A 20,277-nucleotide genomic window follows, 5' to 3' on the forward strand; every position below is an offset into this window, starting at 1 on the left:
CCGTCGGGCCACCAGCAGGTGCTGAGCTTCGAGTGCCGCCGGCTCGTGAACAAGGCGGCTTGATAGGCAAGCCCACGCTTGCCTATGCTGCGGTCGTGGCCGACGACCTGTTCAAAGCCTTGGCCGACCCCACCCGCCGTACCATCCTCGACGTGCTCACGGAGAGGTCCGGGCAGACACTGTTCGAGATCTGCTCGCGACTGAGCGCGAAGCGTCAGCCCGGTATCTCGCGTCAGGCGGTCTCCCAGCACCTCGCCGTGCTGGAGAACGCCGGACTCGTCGAGACCAGGCGGGAGGGCCGCTACAAGTTCCACGACCTGGACACGGCCCCGCTGCGGCAGATCGCCGAGCGGTGGCCCGCGCCCGACACCTCAGGACCGGAGGAGAGCACTCCATGAAGATCCATCTGACCAGCGTCTTCGTCAACGACCAGGCCAAGGCCCTGGCCTTCTACACCGAGATCCTCGGCTTCGTGAAGAAGCACGACGTCCCGCTGGGCGGCGAGGACCGGTGGCTGACCGTCGTCTCCCCCGACGCGCCCGGCGGCACCGAACTGCTCCTGGAGCCCGCCGGCCACCCAGCCGTCAAGCCCTACCGCGACGCGCTCGTCCAGGACGGCATCCCGCTCGCCCAGTTCACCGTCGACGACGTGAAGGCGGAGTACGAGCGCCTGAGCGGCCTCGGCGTCCGCTTCACCCAGGAGCCCCTGGAAGCGGGCCCTGTCACCACCGCCGTCTTCGACGACACCTGCGGCAACCTGATCCAGATCGCGACACAGCCCCAGTAGTCCGGACAGCCTCGTGCGCGGGCGCCCCTTTGTGGCGTCGACAGTGACAGCCCCCGGCCGTCGCATGCCGTGCTACTTGGCCGGGTTCGATCGATACTGGATCCGTACGGCGAAAATCGCCGCGCCGAGCCGCCCCGCAAGGAGCTGACCATGCGTCAGGGAAGTCGGCACGAGGTCAGCACAAGCACCGCCGGGAACCGCTTCGGACCGCCAGGAACCGCCAAGATCGCAAATCGGACACACGCCGCCTGAGCTGCAAAAACGCGGGTCAGGGGCAGAGCTGTAAGCCTATCTGGGAGGCACCCTTGAAGATGTTGATCAACGTGCCGGAGACCGTTGTCGCGGATGCGCTGCGGGGGATGGCGGCCGCGCATCCTCAGCTCACGGTCGATGTGGAGAACCGGGTGGTGGTACGGCGGGACGCGCCCGTCGCGGGGAAGGTGGGGCTGGTCTCCGGGGGCGGGTCGGGGCATGAGCCGTTGCACGGGGGGTTCGTGGGGCCGGGGATGCTGTCGGCGGCGTGTCCCGGGGAGGTGTTCACCTCGCCCGTACCCGATCAGATGGCGCGGGCCGCCGCGGCCGTGGACAGCGGGGCCGGGGTGCTGTTCATCGTCAAGAACTACACCGGTGACGTACTGAACTTCGACATGGCCGCCGAGCTGGCCGAGGACGAGGGCATCCAGATCGGAAAAGTCCTGGTCAATGATGATGTGGCGGTGACCGACAGCCTGTTCACGGCCGGGCGGCGCGGTACGGGCGCGACGCTGTTCGTGGAGAAGATGGCGGGGGCGGCGGCCGAGGAGGGGCTGCCGTTGGAGCGGGTCGAGGCGATCGGCCGGCGGGTGAACGAGAGCTCCCGCAGCTTCGGGGTCGCGCTGAGCGCCGTCACCACGCCCGCCAAGGGCAGCCCGACCTTTGATCTGCCCGCCGGTGAGCTGGAGCTGGGCATCGGGATCCACGGCGAGCCGGGGCGCGAGCGGCGGGCGATGATGACCTCCCGCGAGATCGCCGACTTCGCCGTGAACGCCGTACTCGACGACCTCCGGCCCTCGGGTCCGGTGATCGCGCTGGTCAACGGCATGGGCGGGACGCCGCTGCTGGAGCTGTACGGGTTCAGCGCCGAGGTGCAGCGGGTACTGGGCGAGCGGGGCGTCGCGGTGGCCCGTACGCTCGTCGGCAACTACGTGACCTCGCTCGACATGGCGGGCTGCTCGGTGACCCTCTGCCAGGTCGACGAGGAGTTGCTGCGGCTCTGGGACGCGCCGGTGGAGACCGCCGCGCTCCGCTGGGGCCGGTAGTCGACGGCAGGGCCCGTCAGGGCGTGGGCGGGCTGGATCGGGCCGGGAGGCCCGTTGGGGTGAGGAGATCGCGATGGACCGGATGCTCGACACGGCTTTCTTCGTCCGCTGGCTGACCGCCACCGCGGCCGCCGTGGAGCGGGACGCCGATCTGCTGACCGAGCTGGACTCGGCCATCGGCGACGCGGACCACGGCAGCAATCTCCAGCGCGGTTTCAGGGCCGTCACGGCCAGTCTCGGCGAGGAGCCGCCGGCCACGCCCGGCGCCGCCCTGACGCTGGCGGGCCGGCGGCTGATCTCCACGGTGGGCGGCGCGTCCGGGCCGCTGTACGGGACGCTCCTGCGGCGTACGGGCAAGGCGCTGGGCGACGCGGCCGAGGTGTCCCCCGCGCAGCTGGCCGAGGCGCTGCGCACCGGCGTCGCGGCGGTGGCGCAGCTCGGCGGGGCCAAGGCCGGGGACAAGACGATGCTGGACGCGCTGGAACCGGCGGTCGAGGCGCTCGGTTCCGCTCCGCCTCCGGACGGCTCCTCGTCGTTTCCGGCGGCGGCACGCGCGGCTGCCGAGGGCGCCCTCGCCACCGTGCCGCTCCAGGCGCACAAGGGCCGGGCGAGCTATCTGGGCGAACGGAGCATCGGGCACCAGGACCCGGGCGCGACCTCGTCGGCCCTGCTGATCGCCGCCCTCGCCGAAGCGGCGGAGGCAGACGGGGAGGTGAGCGAATGAGCATCGAAGCGCCGGTCGGCATCGTCCTCGTGTCGCACAGCGGCCCGGTCGCCACGGCCGTCGCCGCGCTGGCGCAGGGGTTGGCGGGCGGCGGTGGCACCGCGCCCGTCGCGGCGGCCGGCGGCACCCCGGACGGCGGTCTCGGTACGAGTTCCGAGCTGATCGCGGCCGCGGCGGCCTCGGTGGACCGGGGCGCGGGCGTGGCGATCCTCGTGGATCTCGGCAGCGCCGTGCTCACCGTCAAGGCGATGCTCGCCGAGGGCGACGAACTCCCGCCGGAGGCACGGCTCGTCGACGCGCCCTTCGTCGAGGGAGCGGTCGCCGCCCTGGTCACGGCCTCCGCGGGCGGGGACCTGGACGCGGTGGAGGCGGCGGCCTCGGAGGCGTATCAGTACCGCAAACAGTGATCGCGCCGTCCCTCCGTCACAGCGGTGTGGCGGCCCGCAGGACGAGGACGAGGGTGACGGCCGCGTTCGCCGAGGAGAGGGCGGAGCCCAGTGTTCCGACCGCCGCCGCCCATACGGCCAGCCCCACCGCCGTGAACACCGGCGGCCAGCGCACCGCCGCCGGCGCGGGCCCCAGCAGCGCGGCCACCCGGCGCGGCACCGGCCCGGGTCCGGTGCCGGCGGTTCCCGGGCCCGCGATCCCCGCCAGGGTCGGGCTGGGGGTGCCCCGGGAGACGAGCGCGGCCTTGCCGATGGCGCGGGCCACGACCGTACGGTCCCCGGTGGCCCGTGCCGCCTCCTCGTCCGCCCAGCGTTCGCTGGTGTACGCGACCGCCGACCGGAGCGGGCGCAGCAGCGGATTGGCCCGCGCGGCGAGCCGTACGGTCAGCAGGAACCGGTGGTGGCCCCCGGCGAGATGCGCGCGTTCGTGCGCGACCAGCGCCGCCCGCTCCCGGGGGCCGAGGCACGCGAGCATGGCCGTGGACACGACGATCCGGCCTCGCGCACGGGCGGTCGTACGGGCGGTCGCACGCGCCGTCGTACGGGCGTCGGTTCCGCCGGAGGACACGGTCCCCGTCCGGGGCAGCGGCAACGGGAGCGGCAGCGCGTACGCGTACGGTGCCTCGTCGGTCACGACGGCCAGCTCCCCGTCGGGCAGTCCGGCGAGCGCGCGCTGCGCCCGGCGGCGTACGCGGCGATGGCGCAGCGCGGCCTCCGCGCAGCCCACGGCGACCGCGGCGAGGGCCACGATCGCCGCCTTGCCGGTTATCCCGTCGTACGGGACCGCCTCCCGGACCTCGGGGTCCGACCAGGCGTCGGGCAGCGGGTTCCCGGCCAGTTGCGCGGTGCCGACCACCACCAGGAGCCCCAGGCACAGCGTGCTGCACACCGCGAGGACGGCGGCGAGCGCGGCGAGCAGCCGGGTGGCGACGCGCGGGTGGAGACGGTACGCGGCGAGGCGCGCGACGGGCAGCGCGGTCAGCGGCAGGACGAGCGGCAGATAGACGAAGACCCCCACGCGGCTCAGCCCTCCGCCCCGGCCGGGCCACTGCCCGTGGGGCCTTCCATGGGGCCTTCCGTGCGGCCTTCGGCGTAGCCGGCCACATCGCCGTCCTCGGGGAGTCCGAGCAGGTCGCGCAGGAGCCGTTCGTCGTCGGGCGAGAGCGTGGTGACGAACCGGGCCAGTACGGCGCCGCGGTCCGCCTCGGCGTCCAGCACCCGGCGCATCCGCAGGGCGGCGAGCCCCGCCTCGTCCGAGGCCGCGCGCCACAGGAAGGAGCGGCCCGCGCGCTCCCGGGTGACGGCGCGCTTGACATGGAGCCGGGTGAGGATGGTCATGACGGTCGTGTACGCGAGATCGCCGCCGAACCGTTCCCGCACCCAGGCGGCGGTGACGGGACCGGGCGCATCGCTCAGCGCGGCGAGGATCTGGGCCTCCAGTTCGCCCTGGCCCCGGCGGCGGGGCCGCTCGTCCGGCAGCGCGCCGGCGCTCGGATCGCGGCTCGGATTTCCGGGCACCCTCACGGTCGATCGCCTCCCTCCGGCCGCGTGGCCGTGCCACGGGACATGAGGCCCATGCTACTGAGGCGCGCCCGGTGCTACAGAGGCGCGCCCGGCGGCACCGACGCCCTCTGCCGTGAACTTCTACAGTCCTGTAGATTTCGATTCCGGCCGGACTCCGGCCGTACCGTACCCGGCCCGGTCATCGGTCCGGCAGGGGCACAGGGCGCAGGGCGCGCGTCCTGTGCCCCGCACTCGTCCTGTGCCCCGTACTCCGTACGGAAGGGCCGAGCCCCGAATCAGCCGTGGCTGGGGGCCGCGTCGGTGGCGGCGTCCGTGGATTCCGTCTTGACGGTCTCCACGCTCACGCTCGACACCGTCGACACGGCCGCCTCCGGTACGGCGCTCTCCGCGTCGCCCGCGACAGCCGCCGCGGCCACGGGCCCGGAGACGGGCGCCGGGGCGGGCTTCTTGCGCGTCAGGCGCCGGGCCAGCGGCTCCGTCCAGCGGGCGGCCAGCGGCCCGAGGATCACCAGGATCAGCACGTACGCCGTGGCCAGCGGCCCGATGCGCGGCTCCACGCCGACGGCGAGCCCCGCGATGACGATGGAGAACTCGCCGCGTGCCACCAGGGTGCCGCCGGTGCGCCAGCGGCCCGCCGTTCTGACCCCGGCGCGCTTCGCCGCGTACCAGCCGGTGCCGATCTTGGTGAGCGTGGTGATGGTCGCCAGGATGAGCGCCGGGACGAGGACCGGCGGAATGGCGGCCGGGTCGGTGTTCAGCCCGAAGAAGACGAAGAAGACGGCGGCGAACAGGTCACGCAGCGGCGCGAGCAGGTTGTGCGCGCCCTCCGCGACCTCGCCCGAGAGCGCGATCCCGACGAGGAACGCGCCGACCGCCGCCGAGACCTGGAGCTGCTGCGCGACCCCGGCGACCAGCACGGTCAGGCCGAGGACGACCAGGAGCAGCATCTCGGGGTTGTCGGAGGAGACGGCGCGGCTGATCAGCCGGCCGTGCCGCAGGGCCAGATAGAGCACCGCGCCGACCGTACCGAGCGAAATCAGCAGGGTGAGGCTGCCGCCCGCGAGGCTGAGCCCGGCGAGCAGGGCGGTGAGCAGCGGCAGATAGACGGCCATGGCGAGGTCTTCTATGACCAGGACGCCGAGGATCACCGGTGTCTCGCGGTTGCCGAGCCGGCCGAGGTCGCCGAGGACCTTGGCGATCACCCCCGACGACGAGATCCAGGTGACACCCGCCAGGGCCACCGCCGCGACCGGGCCCCAGCCCAGGATCAGCGCGGCGACGGCACCCGGCACGGCGTTCAGGACGAAGTCGACGATGCCCGAGGGGTACTGGGTCTTGAGATTCGAGACCAGCTCCGAGGCGCTGTACTCCAGACCGAGCAGGAGCAGCAGCAGGATGACGCCGATCTCCGCGCCGGTGGCGACGAACTCCTCGCTGGCGTTGAGCGGGAGCAGGCCGCCGTGGCCGAAGGCGAGTCCGGCGAGCAGATAGAGCGGGATGGCGGAGAAGCCCACACGGCCGGCGAGCCGGCCCAGGATCCCCAGGCCGAGGATGATGGCCCCGAGTTCGATGAGCAGTTCGGTCGTTTCGTGCACGGGCGCTTATCCTCCGGTGATCAGTTCGGCGACGGCGTCCACGCCTTCCCGGGTTCCGACGACGACGAGCGTGTCCCCCAGGGCGAAGCGGAAGTCCGGGGTGGGCGAGGGAAAGGCATCGGTGCGGCGCAGCACGGCGACGATGGACGCGCCCGTGCGGCTGCGCACCTGGGTGTCACCGAGCGTCCGGCCCACGTAGGGGGAGCGCTTGGTGACCGGGATGTGCTCGGTGAGCAGGTCGATCTCAAGGTGTTGATGCAGATGCGCGACGGGATCGGGCATCAGCAGCTTCGAGAGCGCGTTCGACTCGTGCGGCGCCAGGGGGGCGGCGTCCCGGCAGTTGTCGTCGTCCTCGGGGTCGTGGAACGCGAGAATGCGCCGCCCGTCCTGGTGCACGACCACCGACAGGTGCTTTCCCGCTTCGGTGTTCAGGTCGTAGCGGGTACCGACCCCGGGCAGGGGGGTCTTGCTGACGTGAGCTGTGGGCTCCATAGGAAATGCTCCATGCGGGCGTGGGCGTGCGGTGTACGGGCATGACGGCCTCCGCGAGCGGCGACCGGGCGGCGGGGCAGGGTGCTGCGCCCACCGCCGGACAGGGATTCTCCATCATGCACCGCGGGGAAGCACCGGTAAGGGCACCCTCGACGGGATCGGCACGGCCTCGGCCGGCGGGTGCGGCGGATCACCTGGGGAGCGCGCACAGTGGAACCGCCCCTCCGCCCCCCGCGTGAACCGACCGTCAGCCCGGTGATCCGGGTAATGGGGAGACCATCGCTCAAGGCAGCGTTGGTCAGCCACGCGCCATTTTAACGTAAAATAAAATGTGCTTATTGGGCCGCTATACAACGAAAAGGGCCTCGGTAACGAGGCCCTGAGTGTGAATGAGTGAACAAGTAAGCGGATGAATTCATGCAGCGCGTGCGCGGAGTACGGATCCGGGCTAGCCCGGCGGCGGTGCGATGCCCTGCCGGACCCGGTTGCGGTCGGGGTCGAAGCGGTGCGCGGCGGCTCCCGCGAGCACCAGCCCGCCCGCTATGAGCAGCCCGTGGCCGATGGCGATGCCGAGGGCGAGCCCGCCGAGCGCGACGGCCAGCATGGCCCAGGCGGCGCCCCGCCGGTACTCCTGCGGGCTGCACGGGGTTCCGGAGCGCATCGCGTGCGCGAACCGGGGGTCGTCGCGGCCGAGCCGCTCCGCCAGGTCGTCGAGCCGTCGGTCCTCGTCCGTCGCCATGACCGTCCTCCCCTGCCGCCTTGCCCCGCCGCTGTGCTGCCGTGCCCTGCCCTGCCGCTCCTGCCTTACTGCTTCTGCCCGTGCGCTCTGCCTTGCTGCCCGTTGCCCTGTGCCGCTGTCGCTCTTGTCCCGTGCCGCGGTCCGTCCCGCCCGTCCCGCGGCCCCGCTCGCATTCCCTGTACGCCCGTCCGCCCCTCTACGATCGCCCGCCGCCGTACCCTCCGGCCATCGGCATCAGCACCCAAATCCGGGGGTGCCCGACATGTAGGCGGGTGGGGTACGGCACCCATGGCGCGCCGGGCGGGCGATAGTGGGGGGCCATCCACTGAGAGGAGGCCCTGTTCGTGTCCCTGTTCTGGCGGATCTTCCTGCTCAACGCGGCCGTACTGTTCGCGGCGACCGCGCTGCTGCTGCTCGGCCCCGTCACCATCTCCGCCCCCGTCCTGCTGACCGAGGCGCTGATCATGGCGCTGGGGCTGGCGGCCATGCTCGTCGCCAACGCCGCGCTGCTGCGGATCGGGCTCAGCCCGCTGCAACGGCTCACCCGGGCCATGACCACCACCGATCTGCTGCGGCCCGGGCGCCGTCCCGCGGTGTCGGGGCACGGCGAGATCGCCGAGCTGATCATGACGTTCAACACCATGCTGGACCGGCTCGAAGCCGAGCGGGCGGCCAGCAGCGGGCTCGCGCTCTCCGCCCAGGAGGCCGAACGCCGCAGGATCGCGCAGGAGTTGCACGACGAGATCGGCCAGACCCTCACGGCCGTCCTGCTCGAACTGAAACGGGTCGCCGACCGGGCGCCCGCACCGCTCCGGGCCGAGCTGCACCACGTACAGGAGACCACCCGGGGCAGCCTCGACGAGATCCGCCGGATCGCCCGCCGGCTCCGCCCCGGGGTGCTGGAGGAGCTGGGACTGATCAGCGCGCTCAAGGCGCTCACCAACGAGATCACGACCCACAGTCGGCTGTCGGTCCGGTGCGGCTTCGACAGCGAACTGCCGCCACTGGGCGAGGATGTCGAGCTGGTCCTCTACCGGGTCGCGCAGGAAGGGCTCACCAATATCGTGCGCCACGCCGACGCCCACCGGGTCGAACTGGCGCTCCGGCGTACGCCCTCGGGGGTGGAACTGCTGCTCCGGGACGACGGCAGGGGCATCGGTACGGCGACGGAGGGCGCCGGGATCCGCGGGATGCGGGAGCGCGCCCTGCTCATCGGCGCCGAGGTGTCGGTGGAGCGGGGACCGGGGGGCGGCGCGGGGGGCGGCGGTACGGACGTACGGCTGCGCGTCCCGATCTGCGCGCGACCGGACGAGGACGCGAGCGAGGGGAACGGCGAGCCCGGCCGGCACGACGGGCACGAAGGACAGGACCGGCACGACCGGCAGCTCCGGCACGACCGGCTCAACGGAAACGGGGACGACCGACCATGACCGACACGACGCGCAAGACCCGCATCCTCCTCGCGGACGATCACGCGCTGGTCCGGCGGGGGGTCCGGCTGATCCTCGACAACGAGCCGGATCTGACGGTCGTCGCGGAGGCGGGCGACGGTGCCGAGGCCATCGAGATGGCCCGCGCCGACCGGCCCGACCTGGCGATTCTGGATATCGCGATGCCCCGGCTGACCGGCCTTCAGGCCGCGCGCGAACTCTCCCGGCTCCAGCCGGAGCTGCGCATCCTGATGCTGACGATGTACGACAACGAGCAGTATTTCTTCGAGGCGTTGAAGTCCGGCGCCAGCGGCTATGTCCTCAAGTCCGTCGCGGACCGGGACCTGGTGGAGGCGTGCCGGGCCGCCATGCGCGACGAGCCGTTCCTGTATCCCGGCGCGGTGACGGCCCTGATCAGGAACTATCTCGACCGGGTACGGCAGGGCGACAGCATCCCCGACAGCGCCCTCACCCCGCGCGAGGAGGAGATCCTCAAGCTGGTGGCCGAGGGGCACACCTCCAAGGAGATCGCCGGGATGCTGCTCATCAGCGTCAAGACCGTCGAGCGGCACCGCGCGAACCTGCTCCAGAAGCTGGGCCTGCGCGACCGGTTGGAGCTGACGCGCTACGCGATCAGGGCCGGTCTGATCGAGCCATGAGGGGCGACCGGCGTTTCGCGGCGGTTCCCGGTCTTTCCCGCTGATTTCCCTGGGGCGCGGGAAGAGTCCGCGCGCCCCCCGGTGGGCAGAGAGTGGATGGCGCCCCGTACGAACCCACGTACGGATACGCGTCCAGGACACCGCACCAACACAAGCGGAACGAGGCGAGGCATGAACCCGGGCAACAGCTGGGAGTTCACGGACGACCGTGGCCACCTGACCGTGGCGGACCACCACCCGGCACGCGTGGTGGCCTATATACAGGCGGGCGCGACGCTGTGGGACCACGGTCTGCGTCCGCTGGGCATCTTCGGTTCCCATCACGACGGAGACGCGCCGGATCCGGCGAAGGCCGGCGAGCTTCCCCTCGCCGAGCTGCACCACTTCGGCGCGGGCAGCGCCCTCGACATGGACGCGCTCCTGGCGGCGGAGCCGGATCTGATCGTCGCCGTCAGCTATGGCGGCGGACAGGTGTACGGGATCGATCCGGAGGCCGCCAAGCATCTGGAGGAGCGGATTCCGGTGGTCGTCATCGAGGTGGGGAAGGACCGTTCGCTCGATGGCGTGCGGGATCGTTTCTCCGCGCTGGCCCGCTCCTTGCGTACCCCGGTCCGGCCCGCCGAGGCGGAGCTGGAGCGCGCGGAGGAACGGCTGCGCGCGGTGGTGGCGGCGCGGCCGGGCGGCCCCGGGGTGCTGGCCCTGTCGGCGGCGGGCGCGGAGTCCGCGTATCTGGCCCGGCCGGGGACCTGGCCCGATCTGCGGGCCCTGACCGAGCTGGGTGTGGCACTGATCGAGCCGGCGGAGGACGGCGGGGCGAACTGGCGTACGGCGCCGTGGTCCGAGGCCGCCGCGCTGGCCCCCGGCATCGTCCTCGCGGACGTCCGGGCGAACGCGGCACCGCGTGACACGCTCCTGGCCAACGCGGACTGGCGGACCCTTGAGGAGAGCGCGCGGATCGTGCCGTGGAACCCGGAGGCGCCGAGCAGCCACCGGGCGCACGCCCGCTTCCTCGACGCGGTCTCCGACGCGCTGGAGGCGGTCGCGGCGGACGACGCCGCGTAGCCGACGCCGTGTAGGTGCCCTGTCGGCCGCGTGTAGGCGCCGGCTGTCAGCGTGGTCCGTATGACCGACAAGGACCGCACGGCACACACCGAACCCGCCGAACGCGCCGAAAACACTGGCCGCGCCGAACCCTCCGGACCCGTCGAGCACACCGATACGCCCGGCACCGGGCACCAGGCCGCAACGCTCCCGGTCCGGACCGTCGAGGTGACCGGCGTCGCGCGGATCTCCCCGCGTATGACGCGCGTCACTTTCGGCGGTCCGGACCTCGCGGACCTCGCGACGGCCGGGCCCGACCAGCAGGTGAAGCTGTACTTCCCGAGGCCGGGACAGCGCGTTCCCCAACTCCCCGCGACGGACGGGGATGTGATGAGCTGGTACGGCGCGTTCCTGGCGATCCCCGAGGCGGAGCGGCCCTGGGCACGGAGTTACACGATCCGGGCGCACGACCGGGCGCGCGGCACGATCGACATCGACTTCGTCCTGCACGACGAAGAGGCGCCGGCGGCCGGGGACACCGGACCCGCGACCCGCTGGGCCCGTACCGCCGCGCCCGGCGATGTCCTGGGCATGTTCGGGCCGTCCGCGTACTTCGCCACGCCCGTACCGGTCGGCACGGCCGACTGGATGCTGCTGGCCGGTGACGAGACGGCCCTGCCCGCGATCGGCACCCTGATCGAGGCGCTGCCCGAGGGCGCCCGCGCGCTGGCCTGGATCGAAGTGGCGGACGCCGCCGAGGAGCAGCGCTTCGTCACGGCGGGCGAGGTGACGGTCCGCTGGCTGCACCGCGGACCCGCACCGTCCTCACCGTCCGACTGCACCGACAGCACTGACGGCCCCGGTCACCCCGGCGCTCCGCTGCTCGCGGCGGTGCGCGGCGCGGTGTTCCCCGGGGGCTCGGCCCTCGCCTGGCTCGCGGGCGAGGCGAGTACGGTCCGGGCCCTCCGGCGCCATCTTGTCGAGGAGCGCGGGTTCGACAAGCGGTCGGTGCACTTCTCCGGCTACTGGCGGCACGCGCTCACCCAGGACGACGCGCCCACGGAAGCGGACCTCGCGGAGGCCCGGGAGCGGTCGGAGGGCGCGTAGGGTCTGGCCCCCGCGCGGCGTCACCGTTTCTGTCCGTCACACCAGGGCCGCCGCCTCTCCCACCGGGAGCGCGGCGCCCTCCGCGCGGGCGACGGCACGGGCGTGTTCGTCCAGTGCGGCGCGGATCGCGGATTCGGCGCGGGCGAGGGTCTCCGGGTCGGCCGGGGACGGGAAGGGCCGCAGTCCCGGCGCCTCGGACCGGTCGGTGTGGCGCGCGTACGCTCCCAGCAGCCGGGCCGCGTCCGCCGCCTCGCCCAGGCGCGCCTTGGCCCAGGCGGCGCAGACGAACTGCTGGGCCATCAGGTGCGGGGCCACCAGCCGGCCCAGGGCGTCGAGCCGTCGCACCGCCTCGCGGGACTGGGTCCGCGCCTCCTCGTACCGCCCGTCCAGACAGTCGAGCCAGGCGTGCGTGCCCGCGACCGCGCCGCCGAGAAGCGTCTGCGCGGCGGGCCCGGCGAGCGGTTCCAGCGCGCGCAGCTGGCTCCGCGCGGCCTGTCTCCTGCCGGTGCGCGCGTAGTGCCGGGCCAGCAGGAGGCGCGCCACGCCTTCGGCCTGGCATCTGCCCTCGGCCGCCTCCTCGACGGCCGCCACCAGCAGCTGTTCGGCGGCCGTACGCGCCGCCGGGTCCGGCGCCGCCACCAGCCGTACGGAGGCCAGCCGGGCCTTGAGGAGGGGCACCTGCGCGTGGGCGCCCACGCGGGCGCAACTCTCCATGGCGCGCTCGAAGTCGAGGGCCGCCGCCTCGTACCGGCCCTGGCGCTCGTATGTCTCGGCGCGGGCGGCGAGCGACTCGGCGATGCCGACGAGGTCTCCCGTACGCGTGAACAGGGCGAGCGCCTCGTCCGCGTCGCGGGCCGACCGGTCCAGCCCGTCGGGCCGGTCGCCGAAGAGCTTGGAGCGCAGCATCAGCGCCAGGCCGAGATCCCAGTCGATGCTCCCGCCCGCGCCCCCGTCTCCCGCGCTCTGGGCGTCCGCCTGCGCACGGCACGCCGTCACCAGGGCGTCCATGGCCTCCATGAGCCCCGGCAGCTCCCCCGTCATCAGCCGGGCGAAGAACCAGAGCGAGCCCGGCTGGCGGCAGTTCTGCGGCAGCCCGGACCCGTACGCGTCGATCATCGCGCGCAGCCGGGCTCGGGTGCGGGGCAGCTCCAGCTCGCCGGGGGCCGCCTCGTCGCTCCACAGGACGATCAGCCGTACGCCGCGTCTGGCCTCCCAGAGCTGCTCCTCCTTCCAGGGCGGCGGCTGTCCGGTGCACGGCTCGGTGAGCGGCACGGCGGGGCGCACCGGCGTCCGGAAGGGGTCGGGGCCGAGGGCCGCCGCCGCGCTCGACCAGGTGTGCGCGTCACCTCGGTGGCCGCGCAGCTGCCAGAACCAGCTCAGCGAGAGCGCGAGACAGAGCGCGTCCTGTTCCTCCCCCCGGTCGACGGCCGTGCGCAGCGCGGCGCGGAGGTTGTCGTGCTCCCGCTCGAAGCGGTCCAGCCGGCCCAACTGCCCCCGGCCCCGAAGCTCCAGGTCACCGGTGCGGGCGAACTCCCGGTAGACGACGAGGTGGCGGTGGGCCACGGCCGCGCGCTCCCCCGCCGCGTCCAGCCGTTCGGCGGCGTACTCGGCGACGGTCTCCAGCAGCCGGTAGCGCAGGCCCCCGGATCCGTCCGGAGCGGTGGGCTCGGCGGGTTCCGCGACGACCAGCGACTTGTCCACGAGGGAGGCGAGGAGCCCCGGGGTGTCGTCGGAGCCGGTCCCCGCCGGCGGTCCGCACACGGCCTCGGCCTCGGTGGGTCCGCAGCCGCCCGCGAACACCGACAGCCGCCGCAGCACGGTCCGTTCGTCCTCCGTGAGGAGGTCCCAGGACCAGTCGACGACGGCCCGCAGGGTCTGCTGCCGGGGCAGCGCGGTCCGCCGGCCGCTTCCCGGGCCGAGCAGCCGGAAGCGGTCGTCGAGCCGGTCGGCCAGCTGGCGCGGGGCGAACGCGCGCAGCCGGGCGGCGGCCAGCTCGATGGCGAGCGGCAGTCCGTCGAGGCGGCGGCAGATCTCGGCGCAGGCGAGCGGGTCGTCGTCGGGGGTGAATCCCGTACGGGCGGCGGCGCCGCGTTCGGCGAGGAGCCGCAGCGCCATGTCCTGCGGCAGCGGGCCCACGGTCCGTACGGTCTCGCCCGGGACGCCGAGCGGTTCGCGGCTGGTGGCCAGCAGGGTCACCCCGGGACAGCGGGTCAGCACGGTCTCGGCCAGTTCGGCGACGGCGCCGATCACCTGCTCGCAGTTGTCCAGCAGGATCAGCACCCGCCACTGTGCGCAGTGTTCGGCGAGCTGGAGGAGCGGATCCGCCGGTGCCGGGCCGTCTGTCACCGTCGCGCCCCGGACCACCGTCTCGCGGGCGCCGAGCGCCGTGAGAACGGTCTCGGCGACGGTCCCCGCGTCCCGTACCGGCGCCAGTTCGGCCACCCACACCCCGTCGGGCCACGCGGCGGCCCCGGCGCGGGCGGCCTCCAGGGCGAGGCGGGTCTTGCCCGCACCGCCGGCGCCGGTCAGAGTGACCAGCCGTACGGTACGGAGCGCGGTGGCGAGCCCGGCCAGTTCGGCCGCGCGGCCCACGAACGAGGTGAGCGGGGCCCGGAGGTTGCCGGCGGCCCGGGTGGCCGCGCCTCCCCCCACGTGGAACGTGCTCCGCGCGCTCGGGGCGCCGTTCCGTACGGGCACCCGCGCGGGCGGCGGGGGCGCGCCGCCGGTGAGCAGTTCGGCGTACAGGGCGCGCAGTTCGGGTCCGGGTCCGGTCCCGAGGCGGTCGGCGAGGCCGGTCCGTACGTCCTCGTACGCCTGGAGCGCCTCGGCGGGGCGGCCGGCCGCGCGGAGGGTACGGATCCGCTGGGCCTGGAGGGGCTCGTCCAGCGGGTGTTCGGCGGCGAGCGCCGCGAGGCCGGCCAGCGCCTCCTGCGGCCGGCCGCGCTCGGCCTCGGCCGCGAGGCGGGCGCGCCGGGCCTCGCGGCGGCCCCGCTCGGCCCGTACCGCCCGGGGGTCGGTGGCGTGGCCGGGGAGGTCGGCCAGCGCGGGTCCGTCCCAGAGCGCCAGGGCCTCGTCGAGGATTCCGGCGGCCCGCCCGGGCTCGTCGGCGGCGAGCGCGGTGGCGCCCTCGGCCGCGAGGCGTTCGAAGCGGAAGAGATCGATGTCGTCCCGCCCGGCGGCCAGCCGGTAACCCCCGGGCACGGAGGCGACCGCCTCCCGGCCAAGCGCTCGCCGTACCCGCCCCACCAGTGCCTGGAGGGCCGCCGTTCGCCCGGCGGGCGGATCGTCCGCGCCGTCCCACACCTCGCCCGCCAGCCGGCCGCCGGGGACGGCCCGCCCGCCGGCGGCGGCCAGCGCGGTCAGCAGCGCCCGCAGCCGGGCACCGCTGAGCGGCACCTCGGTGCCGTCCTGGCGGAGGGCACGGGTGACGCCGAGTACGCGGTAGAAGTGGCTCACCCGTTCATTGTCCGGGTAACGCGCCCGGGCCGGGCCGGCCTGTGGACAACTCGCGGTCAGTGCTCGGGGTCCGGCTCCGGGGCGCGCTCGAATTCGCACCAGACGGCCTTGCCGTCGCCGCGCGGCTCGACCCCCCAGCGGGCCGCCAGCGCCTCCACCAGCAGCAGACCGCGCCCCGAGGTCGCGGCCTCGCCGGGGTCGCGGCGGCGGGGCCAGGCGCTGGAGCGGTCCTTGACCCATAGGCGTACGCGCCGGACGGGTTCGGGCAGCACCTCAAGGGTGAGGACGGCGCCGCCCTCGGTGTGCAGCAGCACGTTCACCAGCAGTTCGCCGGCCGCCAGCTCGACATCGTCGGCCAGCTCCGGCAGGCCCCAGTCGGTGAGCGCCCGGCGCAGCGCGGCGCGGGTCTCCGCCAGGCCCTCCGGGTCGGCCTGGTGGATGTACTGGTGGATTCGGGGTGCCGGGCCGCCGCCGGGGCCGGGGCTGCGGCGCAGGACGAGGAGCGCGACGTCGTCGCCGGTCCCCCAGCGCTCCCACAGCCGCTCGGAGAGGTGGTCGGCGAGCGCGCCCGCCCGGCCGGGTCCGGACCGTACGGCTTCGGCCAGGAGCGCCATGCCCTCCGCGATGTCCCGGCCGGGCTCCTCGACGAGCCCGTCCGTGCAGAGCACGAGGGTCTCCCCGGGCACGAGGTCGAGCCGGGTCTCGGGGAACTCCTCGAACCCGAAGGCGGTGGCGGCCCCCAGCGGAAGGCCGCCGCGCAGATCGGGCCAGCGGGTCCTGCCGTCGGGGTGCCGCAGGAGCGGTCCGAGGTGGCCGGCGCGTACGGCCAGGATCGCGCCGGTCTCCGGGTCGAGCTGGGCGTACACACAGGTCGCGAAGCGTTCCGTGTCGAGTTCGGCGAGGAAGCGCGAGGCGCGCGCCAGGACGGTCGCGGGGGTGTGGCCCTCGCCCGCGAAGGCGCGCAGGGCGATCCGCAGCTGTCCCATGACGGCGGCGGCGTGCGTGTCGTGTCCCTGGACGTCGCCGACGACGATGCCGACCCGGCCCCGGGGCAGCGCGATGACGTCGTACCAGTCGCCGCCCACCGCCCGGCCGTTCCACGCGGCGTGGTAGCGCACGGCGATCTCCGCGCCGGGGAACTCGGGGAGGTCCCGGGGCAGCATGGCCGCCTGGAGGCCGGTCGCGAATTCGCGTTCCTGGTCGAAGAGGATGGCGCGCTGGAGCGACTGGGCGACGATTCCGGCCAGTGTCAGGAACGCCTCGCGGTCGACCGCCGGGAAGTGGGTGCGGGAGCGGTAGAAGACCGCCAGACAGCCGATGCAGCGGGCCTGGGCGACCAGCGGCAGGAAGGCCGCCGCGTTGGCCCCGAGCCTGCGGATGTAGGGCCGCAGCCGGGGGAACCGGTCGGCGACGAGGTCGCGCAGCGAGGTGACGAAGCGCGGCTGCTGCCGGAGGACCGCGTCGGCCAGGGGGAGGGAGCCGTCGAGCCGGTGCAGCCGCAGATCGTCCAGGACCTCCATGGACTCGCCCGCCATGGCGATCAGCCGCAGGGCGCCGCCCTCGACCAGGCCCAGGGCCAGCCCGTCGGCGCCGAAGCGCTCCAGTCCGCCCGCGCCCGTCAGTACGGCGGCGACGTCGTCGACGGTGATGGCCGCCGACAGCGCCTCCGTGGTGGTCTGGACCACGGTGGTCAGGCCGGGCCGGGCGGTCTCCGCCGGGCCCGCGGCGGTGAACTCGGTGAACTCCGCCGTCGCGTTGCGGACGATGCCGACGACCCGGTACGGGCGGCCGTGGCCGTCGCGCAGGATATGGCCGCGGGTGTGGGTCCACTGCCGGTGGCCGGTGCGGCGGGTCACCTGGAAGTACGAGCCGTACGAAGTACGGCCCCCGCGCACGGCCGCGTCCACCACGGCCTCGATCCGCAGCCCCTCCTCGGGCGGCACCCGGGAGACCAGGGAGGCGGCCCGGCCGTCGTACTCGTCGGGGCGCAGGTCGAAGACGGCGAGGCCGGCGTCGTCCAGGTCGAAGGTGCCGCTCTCCAGGTCCCAGTCGAAGCTGCCCATACGGTTGAGGGCGAGCCTCTGGTCCGCGCCGATCACCGGCCGGTCGCCGATCGCCGGCCGGTCCGGGTCCCGATCGACTCCTGCCATGCGCCCGCTCCGGAGGTGGGCCGGCAGCCCGGTCGGACGGCCGGGCTCCTTCACGCAGCCTAACTTTTCCGTACAGGTGTCGCATTACGGGCGGAGAGGACCGGGGTGGCCCCGGACGGCGACCGCTCAGCGTAGCGCCCGGCCGGCTCCGATCGCCGCGCCCCGCGCGCCCCCGCCGCGCACTGTCACCCCCGCTGTCACTCCGCCGCCGTTCCCCGGCGGGACACGGCGCGAATGACCCCCGCCGAGGCCGTCCGGGCGTGCTTTCTTGGGTCCCGCACCCCACCCGTCCGACGACCCCGGAGACCTGCCCATGCACGCTCCTCCGCCCGCGCTGATCGGCTCGCTCGCCTCCCTTCTGCTCCTCGTCTCCTGCTCGACCCACGCCGCGCCGGACGGCGCCGCCGGCGGGGAGCCCCGGGGCGGCGGCGACCTCGGGCCGAACGTGCTGGTCCTCGACCCGTCGACGCCCGGCATCCAGGACACGCTCGACCGGATCCACCGGCAGCAGGAGAAGGCGCAGTTCGGCACGGGCCGCTACCAACTCCTCCTCAAACCGGGCACGTACGACCGCCTCCGTATCGATCTCGGCTTCTACACCTCGGTCTCCGGCCTCGGGCTCTCCCCCGACGACACCACCGTCAACGGCGATGTGACCGTCGACGCGGGCTGGTTCGAGGGCAACGCCACACAGAACTTCTGGCGCTCCGCCGAGAATCTGACGCTCCGTCCCGCCAGCGGCACCAACCGGTGGGCGGTCGCCCAGGCCGCGCCGTTCCGCCGGATGCATGTCAAGGGCGACCTCACGCTGGCGCCCACCGGGAACGGCTGGGCCAGCGGCGGCTACATCGCCGACAGCAAGATCGACGGCACGGTCACCGCCGGCTCGCAGCAGCAGTGGTACACCCGCGACAGCGCGGTGGGCGGCTGGAGCAACGCCGTGTGGAACATGGCCTTCTCGGGGGTGGAGGGCGCGCCGGCGCAGAGCTTCCCCGATCCGCCATATACCACGCTGGACACGACTCCGGTCGCGCGCGAGAAGCCGTTCCTCTATCTCGACGGGAGCGACTACAAGGTGTTCGTGCCCGCGAAGCGCACCGACGCGCGCGGCACCACCTGGGGCGGCGGGAAGCCGCGCGGCCGTGCGCTGCCGCTCGACCGGTTCTACGTGGCCAGGCCCGGCACGAGCGCCGCGGCCATCAACGCCGCGCTCGCCCGGGGGCTCCACCTGCTTCTCACCCCGGGCATCTACCATGTCGACCGGCCGATCGAGGTGACCCGCCCGGACACCGTCGTCCTGGGGCTCGGCCTGGCCACGATCGTCCCGGACAACGGGGTGACCGCCCTGAGGACCGCGGACGTGGACGGGGTGCGGCTCGCCGGTTTCCTGGTCGACGCCGGTCCCGTGAACTCCCCGACGCTGCTGGAGATCGGCCCCCGGGGCGCGCGGAAGGACCACTCCGCGAACCCCACGACCGTCCAGGACGTCTTCGTCAGGGTCGGCGGCGCGGGTCCGGGCCTGGCCACCACCGCGATGGTGGTCAACAGCTCCGGCACGGTCATCGACCACAGCTGGATCTGGCGGGCCGACCACGGCTCGGGGGTCGGCTGGGAGACCAACCGCGCCGACTACGGCCTCCGGGTCGACGGCGACCATGTGCTGGCCACCGGACTCTTCGTGGAGCACTTCAACAAGTACGACGTCCAGTGGAACGGCGAGTACGGCCGTACGGTCTTCCTCCAGAACGAGAAGGCGTACGACGCGCCGGACCAGGAGGCGATCCGGGACGGATCCGTCCGGGGCCACGCGGCCTACCGGGTCGCCGACTCGGTCGACCACCACGAGGCATGGGCCCTGGGCAGCTACTGCAACTACACCACCGACCCGGGCATCCGTCAGGAACACGGCTTCCGGGCGCCGGTCAAACCGGGCGTCAGGTTCCACAACCTGCTGGTGGTGACCCTCGGCGGCGGTATGGGCCACTACGACCATGTGATCAACCGGACCGGGGCGCCGACGGTCGGGTCCGCGCCGATTCCGTCGACGGTGACCTCCTTCCCGTAACACGCCGTACAGCACCCCCGTACGGCGCAATGATTCATACGATCGGACCGGCGACCTCGCCGTGACGGACGGACACCCCCGGCACCGCCCCGGGCCGTTCCCCGCCCGCGCGGTGCCGGGCGGCCGGCCGCGCGGGGCGTGGCGCGGCGCCCGTGTTCGCATGGCGACCCGGTTTGCCCGTGCACAGACTGACGGCATGTCGGGCAAACGAAGCGCGGGGCTCCTGGTCCACCGGGCCGGTGACACCGGTACCGAGGTGCTGCTCGGCCACATGGGCGGCCCCTTCTGGGCCGGCCGGCACGCCGCCGCCTGGTCGGTCCCCAAGGGCGAGTACGGCCCCGGGGAGACGCCGGAGGCCGCCGCGCGCCGGGAGTTCCGGGAGGAACTGGGGCTGGAGCCGCCCGAGGGGCCCTGGATCCCGCTCGGCGAGTCCCGGCAGCGCGGCGGCAAGACGGTCACCGTCTGGGCCGTCGAGGGCGACCTCGATCCGGCGCGGGTCGTGCCCGGCACCTTCACCCTGGAGTGGCCGCGCGGGTCGGGGGTGCTCCGCGACTTCCCCGAGCTGGACCGGGTCGGCTGGTTTCCGCTGGCGGACGCGGTGGAGCCGCTGGTGGCCGGTCAGCGGGTCTTCCTCGAACGGCTGGACAGCTTCATAGCCACCGGCCGCCGCCCCTCCGCGGCCGGTCACGGGGAATAGCGCCTTCTCCCCCACCGGTCCGCTCCGCCGGGTCCGCCGTTCCGGACCGTCCCCCGGTCCGTCCCCC

Annotated in this window: 18 protein-coding genes; 11 read left to right on the top strand and 7 right to left on the bottom strand. The window is 73.9% G+C overall.

All coding sequences use genetic code 11. The features are described from left to right. Nucleotides 1-95: 95 nt before the first annotated feature. The 5 genes from DVK44_RS00625 (at nucleotide 96) to DVK44_RS00645 (ending at nucleotide 3,216) form a co-directional block, all read left to right on the top strand. On the top strand, nucleotides 96-398 hold the full coding sequence (locus tag DVK44_RS00625; protein WP_114657658.1) for an ArsR/SmtB family transcription factor: 303 nt from the start codon (nucleotides 96-98) through the stop codon (nucleotides 396-398). Beyond that, a complete protein-coding gene (locus DVK44_RS00630; RefSeq protein WP_114657660.1) occupies nucleotides 395-787 on the top strand; it encodes a VOC family protein in 393 nt (130 codons plus the stop codon). Before DVK44_RS00625 ends, DVK44_RS00630 begins: the two co-directional genes overlap by 4 nt. 305 nt (nucleotides 788-1,092) lie before the next feature. Next, nucleotides 1,093-2,085 carry a dihydroxyacetone kinase subunit DhaK gene (gene dhaK, locus DVK44_RS00635; protein WP_114657662.1) on the top strand — a complete coding sequence of 331 codons (993 nt, stop codon included), beginning with the start codon at nucleotides 1,093-1,095 and terminating at the stop codon, nucleotides 2,083-2,085. An 82-nt stretch (nucleotides 2,086-2,167) separates the two neighbouring features. Further along, nucleotides 2,168-2,809: a dihydroxyacetone kinase subunit DhaL gene (gene dhaL, locus DVK44_RS00640; RefSeq protein WP_114664797.1), complete on the top strand. Its 642-nt coding sequence runs from the start codon at nucleotides 2,168-2,170 to the stop codon at nucleotides 2,807-2,809. After that, nucleotides 2,806-3,216 (top strand): PTS-dependent dihydroxyacetone kinase phosphotransferase subunit DhaM, encoded by a 411-nt coding sequence (locus DVK44_RS00645; protein WP_114657664.1) that lies wholly within the window; start codon nucleotides 2,806-2,808, stop codon nucleotides 3,214-3,216. The genes dhaL and DVK44_RS00645 overlap by 4 nt, the downstream gene beginning before the upstream one ends. A gap of 16 nt (nucleotides 3,217-3,232) precedes the next feature. On the opposite strand, the gene DVK44_RS00650 is transcribed toward DVK44_RS00645, so the two are convergent. The 5 genes from DVK44_RS00650 to DVK44_RS00670 form a co-directional block, all read right to left on the bottom strand. After that, nucleotides 3,233-4,273 (bottom strand): M56 family metallopeptidase, encoded by a 1,041-nt coding sequence (locus DVK44_RS00650; RefSeq protein WP_114657666.1) that lies wholly within the window; start codon nucleotides 4,271-4,273, stop codon nucleotides 3,233-3,235. A 5-nt stretch (nucleotides 4,274-4,278) separates the two neighbouring features. Then, the gene (locus DVK44_RS00655; RefSeq protein ID WP_408055384.1) at nucleotides 4,279-4,773 is read right to left on the bottom strand and encodes a BlaI/MecI/CopY family transcriptional regulator; all 495 of its coding nucleotides are present in this window, start codon (nucleotides 4,771-4,773) and stop codon (nucleotides 4,279-4,281) included. 281 nt (nucleotides 4,774-5,054) lie between these two features. Then, nucleotides 5,055-6,374: a cation:proton antiporter gene (locus tag DVK44_RS00660; RefSeq protein WP_114657668.1), complete on the bottom strand. Its 1,320-nt coding sequence runs from the start codon at nucleotides 6,372-6,374 to the stop codon at nucleotides 5,055-5,057. 6 nt (nucleotides 6,375-6,380) lie between these two features. Further along, nucleotides 6,381-6,866: a cation:proton antiporter regulatory subunit gene (locus DVK44_RS00665; protein ID WP_114657670.1), complete on the bottom strand. Its 486-nt coding sequence runs from the start codon at nucleotides 6,864-6,866 to the stop codon at nucleotides 6,381-6,383. Between the two features lie 448 nt (nucleotides 6,867-7,314). Continuing rightward, a complete protein-coding gene (locus DVK44_RS00670; RefSeq protein WP_114657672.1) occupies nucleotides 7,315-7,605 on the bottom strand; it encodes a DUF3040 domain-containing protein in 291 nt (96 codons plus the stop codon). A 344-nt stretch (nucleotides 7,606-7,949) separates the two neighbouring features. Here DVK44_RS00670 and DVK44_RS00675 point away from each other — a divergent pair, with 344 nt between their 5' ends. The 4 genes from DVK44_RS00675 to DVK44_RS00690 all read left to right on the top strand — a co-directional run bounded on the left by DVK44_RS00675 (nucleotide 7,950) and on the right by DVK44_RS00690 (nucleotide 11,842). Next, nucleotides 7,950-9,035 (top strand): HAMP domain-containing sensor histidine kinase, encoded by a 1,086-nt coding sequence (locus tag DVK44_RS00675; RefSeq protein WP_114657674.1) that lies wholly within the window; start codon nucleotides 7,950-7,952, stop codon nucleotides 9,033-9,035. Beyond that, nucleotides 9,032-9,694, top strand: a complete 663-nt coding sequence (locus DVK44_RS00680) for a response regulator (RefSeq protein ID WP_114657676.1) — start codon at nucleotides 9,032-9,034, stop codon at nucleotides 9,692-9,694. Before DVK44_RS00675 ends, DVK44_RS00680 begins: the two co-directional genes overlap by 4 nt. 171 nt (nucleotides 9,695-9,865) lie before the next feature. Beyond that, nucleotides 9,866-10,756: an ABC transporter substrate-binding protein gene (locus DVK44_RS00685; RefSeq protein WP_114657678.1), complete on the top strand. Its 891-nt coding sequence runs from the start codon at nucleotides 9,866-9,868 to the stop codon at nucleotides 10,754-10,756. Between the two features lie 60 nt (nucleotides 10,757-10,816). Beyond that, on the top strand, nucleotides 10,817-11,842 hold the full coding sequence (locus DVK44_RS00690) for a siderophore-interacting protein (protein ID WP_114657680.1): 1,026 nt from the start codon (nucleotides 10,817-10,819) through the stop codon (nucleotides 11,840-11,842). 36 nt (nucleotides 11,843-11,878) lie between these two features. Here the strand turns inward: DVK44_RS00690 and DVK44_RS00695 are convergent, their stop codons facing one another. Further along, nucleotides 11,879-15,298 (bottom strand): AfsR/SARP family transcriptional regulator, encoded by a 3,420-nt coding sequence (locus tag DVK44_RS00695; protein ID WP_114657682.1) that lies wholly within the window; start codon nucleotides 15,296-15,298, stop codon nucleotides 11,879-11,881. A gap of 56 nt (nucleotides 15,299-15,354) precedes the next feature. Next, on the bottom strand, nucleotides 15,355-17,448 hold the full coding sequence (locus DVK44_RS00700; protein ID WP_114664799.1) for a SpoIIE family protein phosphatase: 2,094 nt from the start codon (nucleotides 17,446-17,448) through the stop codon (nucleotides 15,355-15,357). Between the two features lie 313 nt (nucleotides 17,449-17,761). Between DVK44_RS00700 and DVK44_RS00705 the strand changes: the two genes are divergently transcribed. Together DVK44_RS00705 and DVK44_RS00710 are read left to right on the top strand one after the other, a co-directional pair. Beyond that, nucleotides 17,762-19,513, top strand: coding sequence for a coagulation factor 5/8 type domain-containing protein (locus DVK44_RS00705; protein ID WP_228446933.1), 1,752 nt, complete (start codon nucleotides 17,762-17,764; stop codon nucleotides 19,511-19,513). Nucleotides 19,514-19,709: 196 nt separating this feature from the next. Further along, nucleotides 19,710-20,210: an NUDIX domain-containing protein gene (locus DVK44_RS00710; protein ID WP_114657684.1), complete on the top strand. Its 501-nt coding sequence runs from the start codon at nucleotides 19,710-19,712 to the stop codon at nucleotides 20,208-20,210. The last annotated feature ends 67 nt before the right edge of the window (nucleotides 20,211-20,277 follow it).

Source organism: Streptomyces paludis (assembly GCF_003344965.1).
GTDB lineage: Bacteria > Actinomycetota > Actinomycetes > Streptomycetales > Streptomycetaceae > Streptomyces > Streptomyces paludis.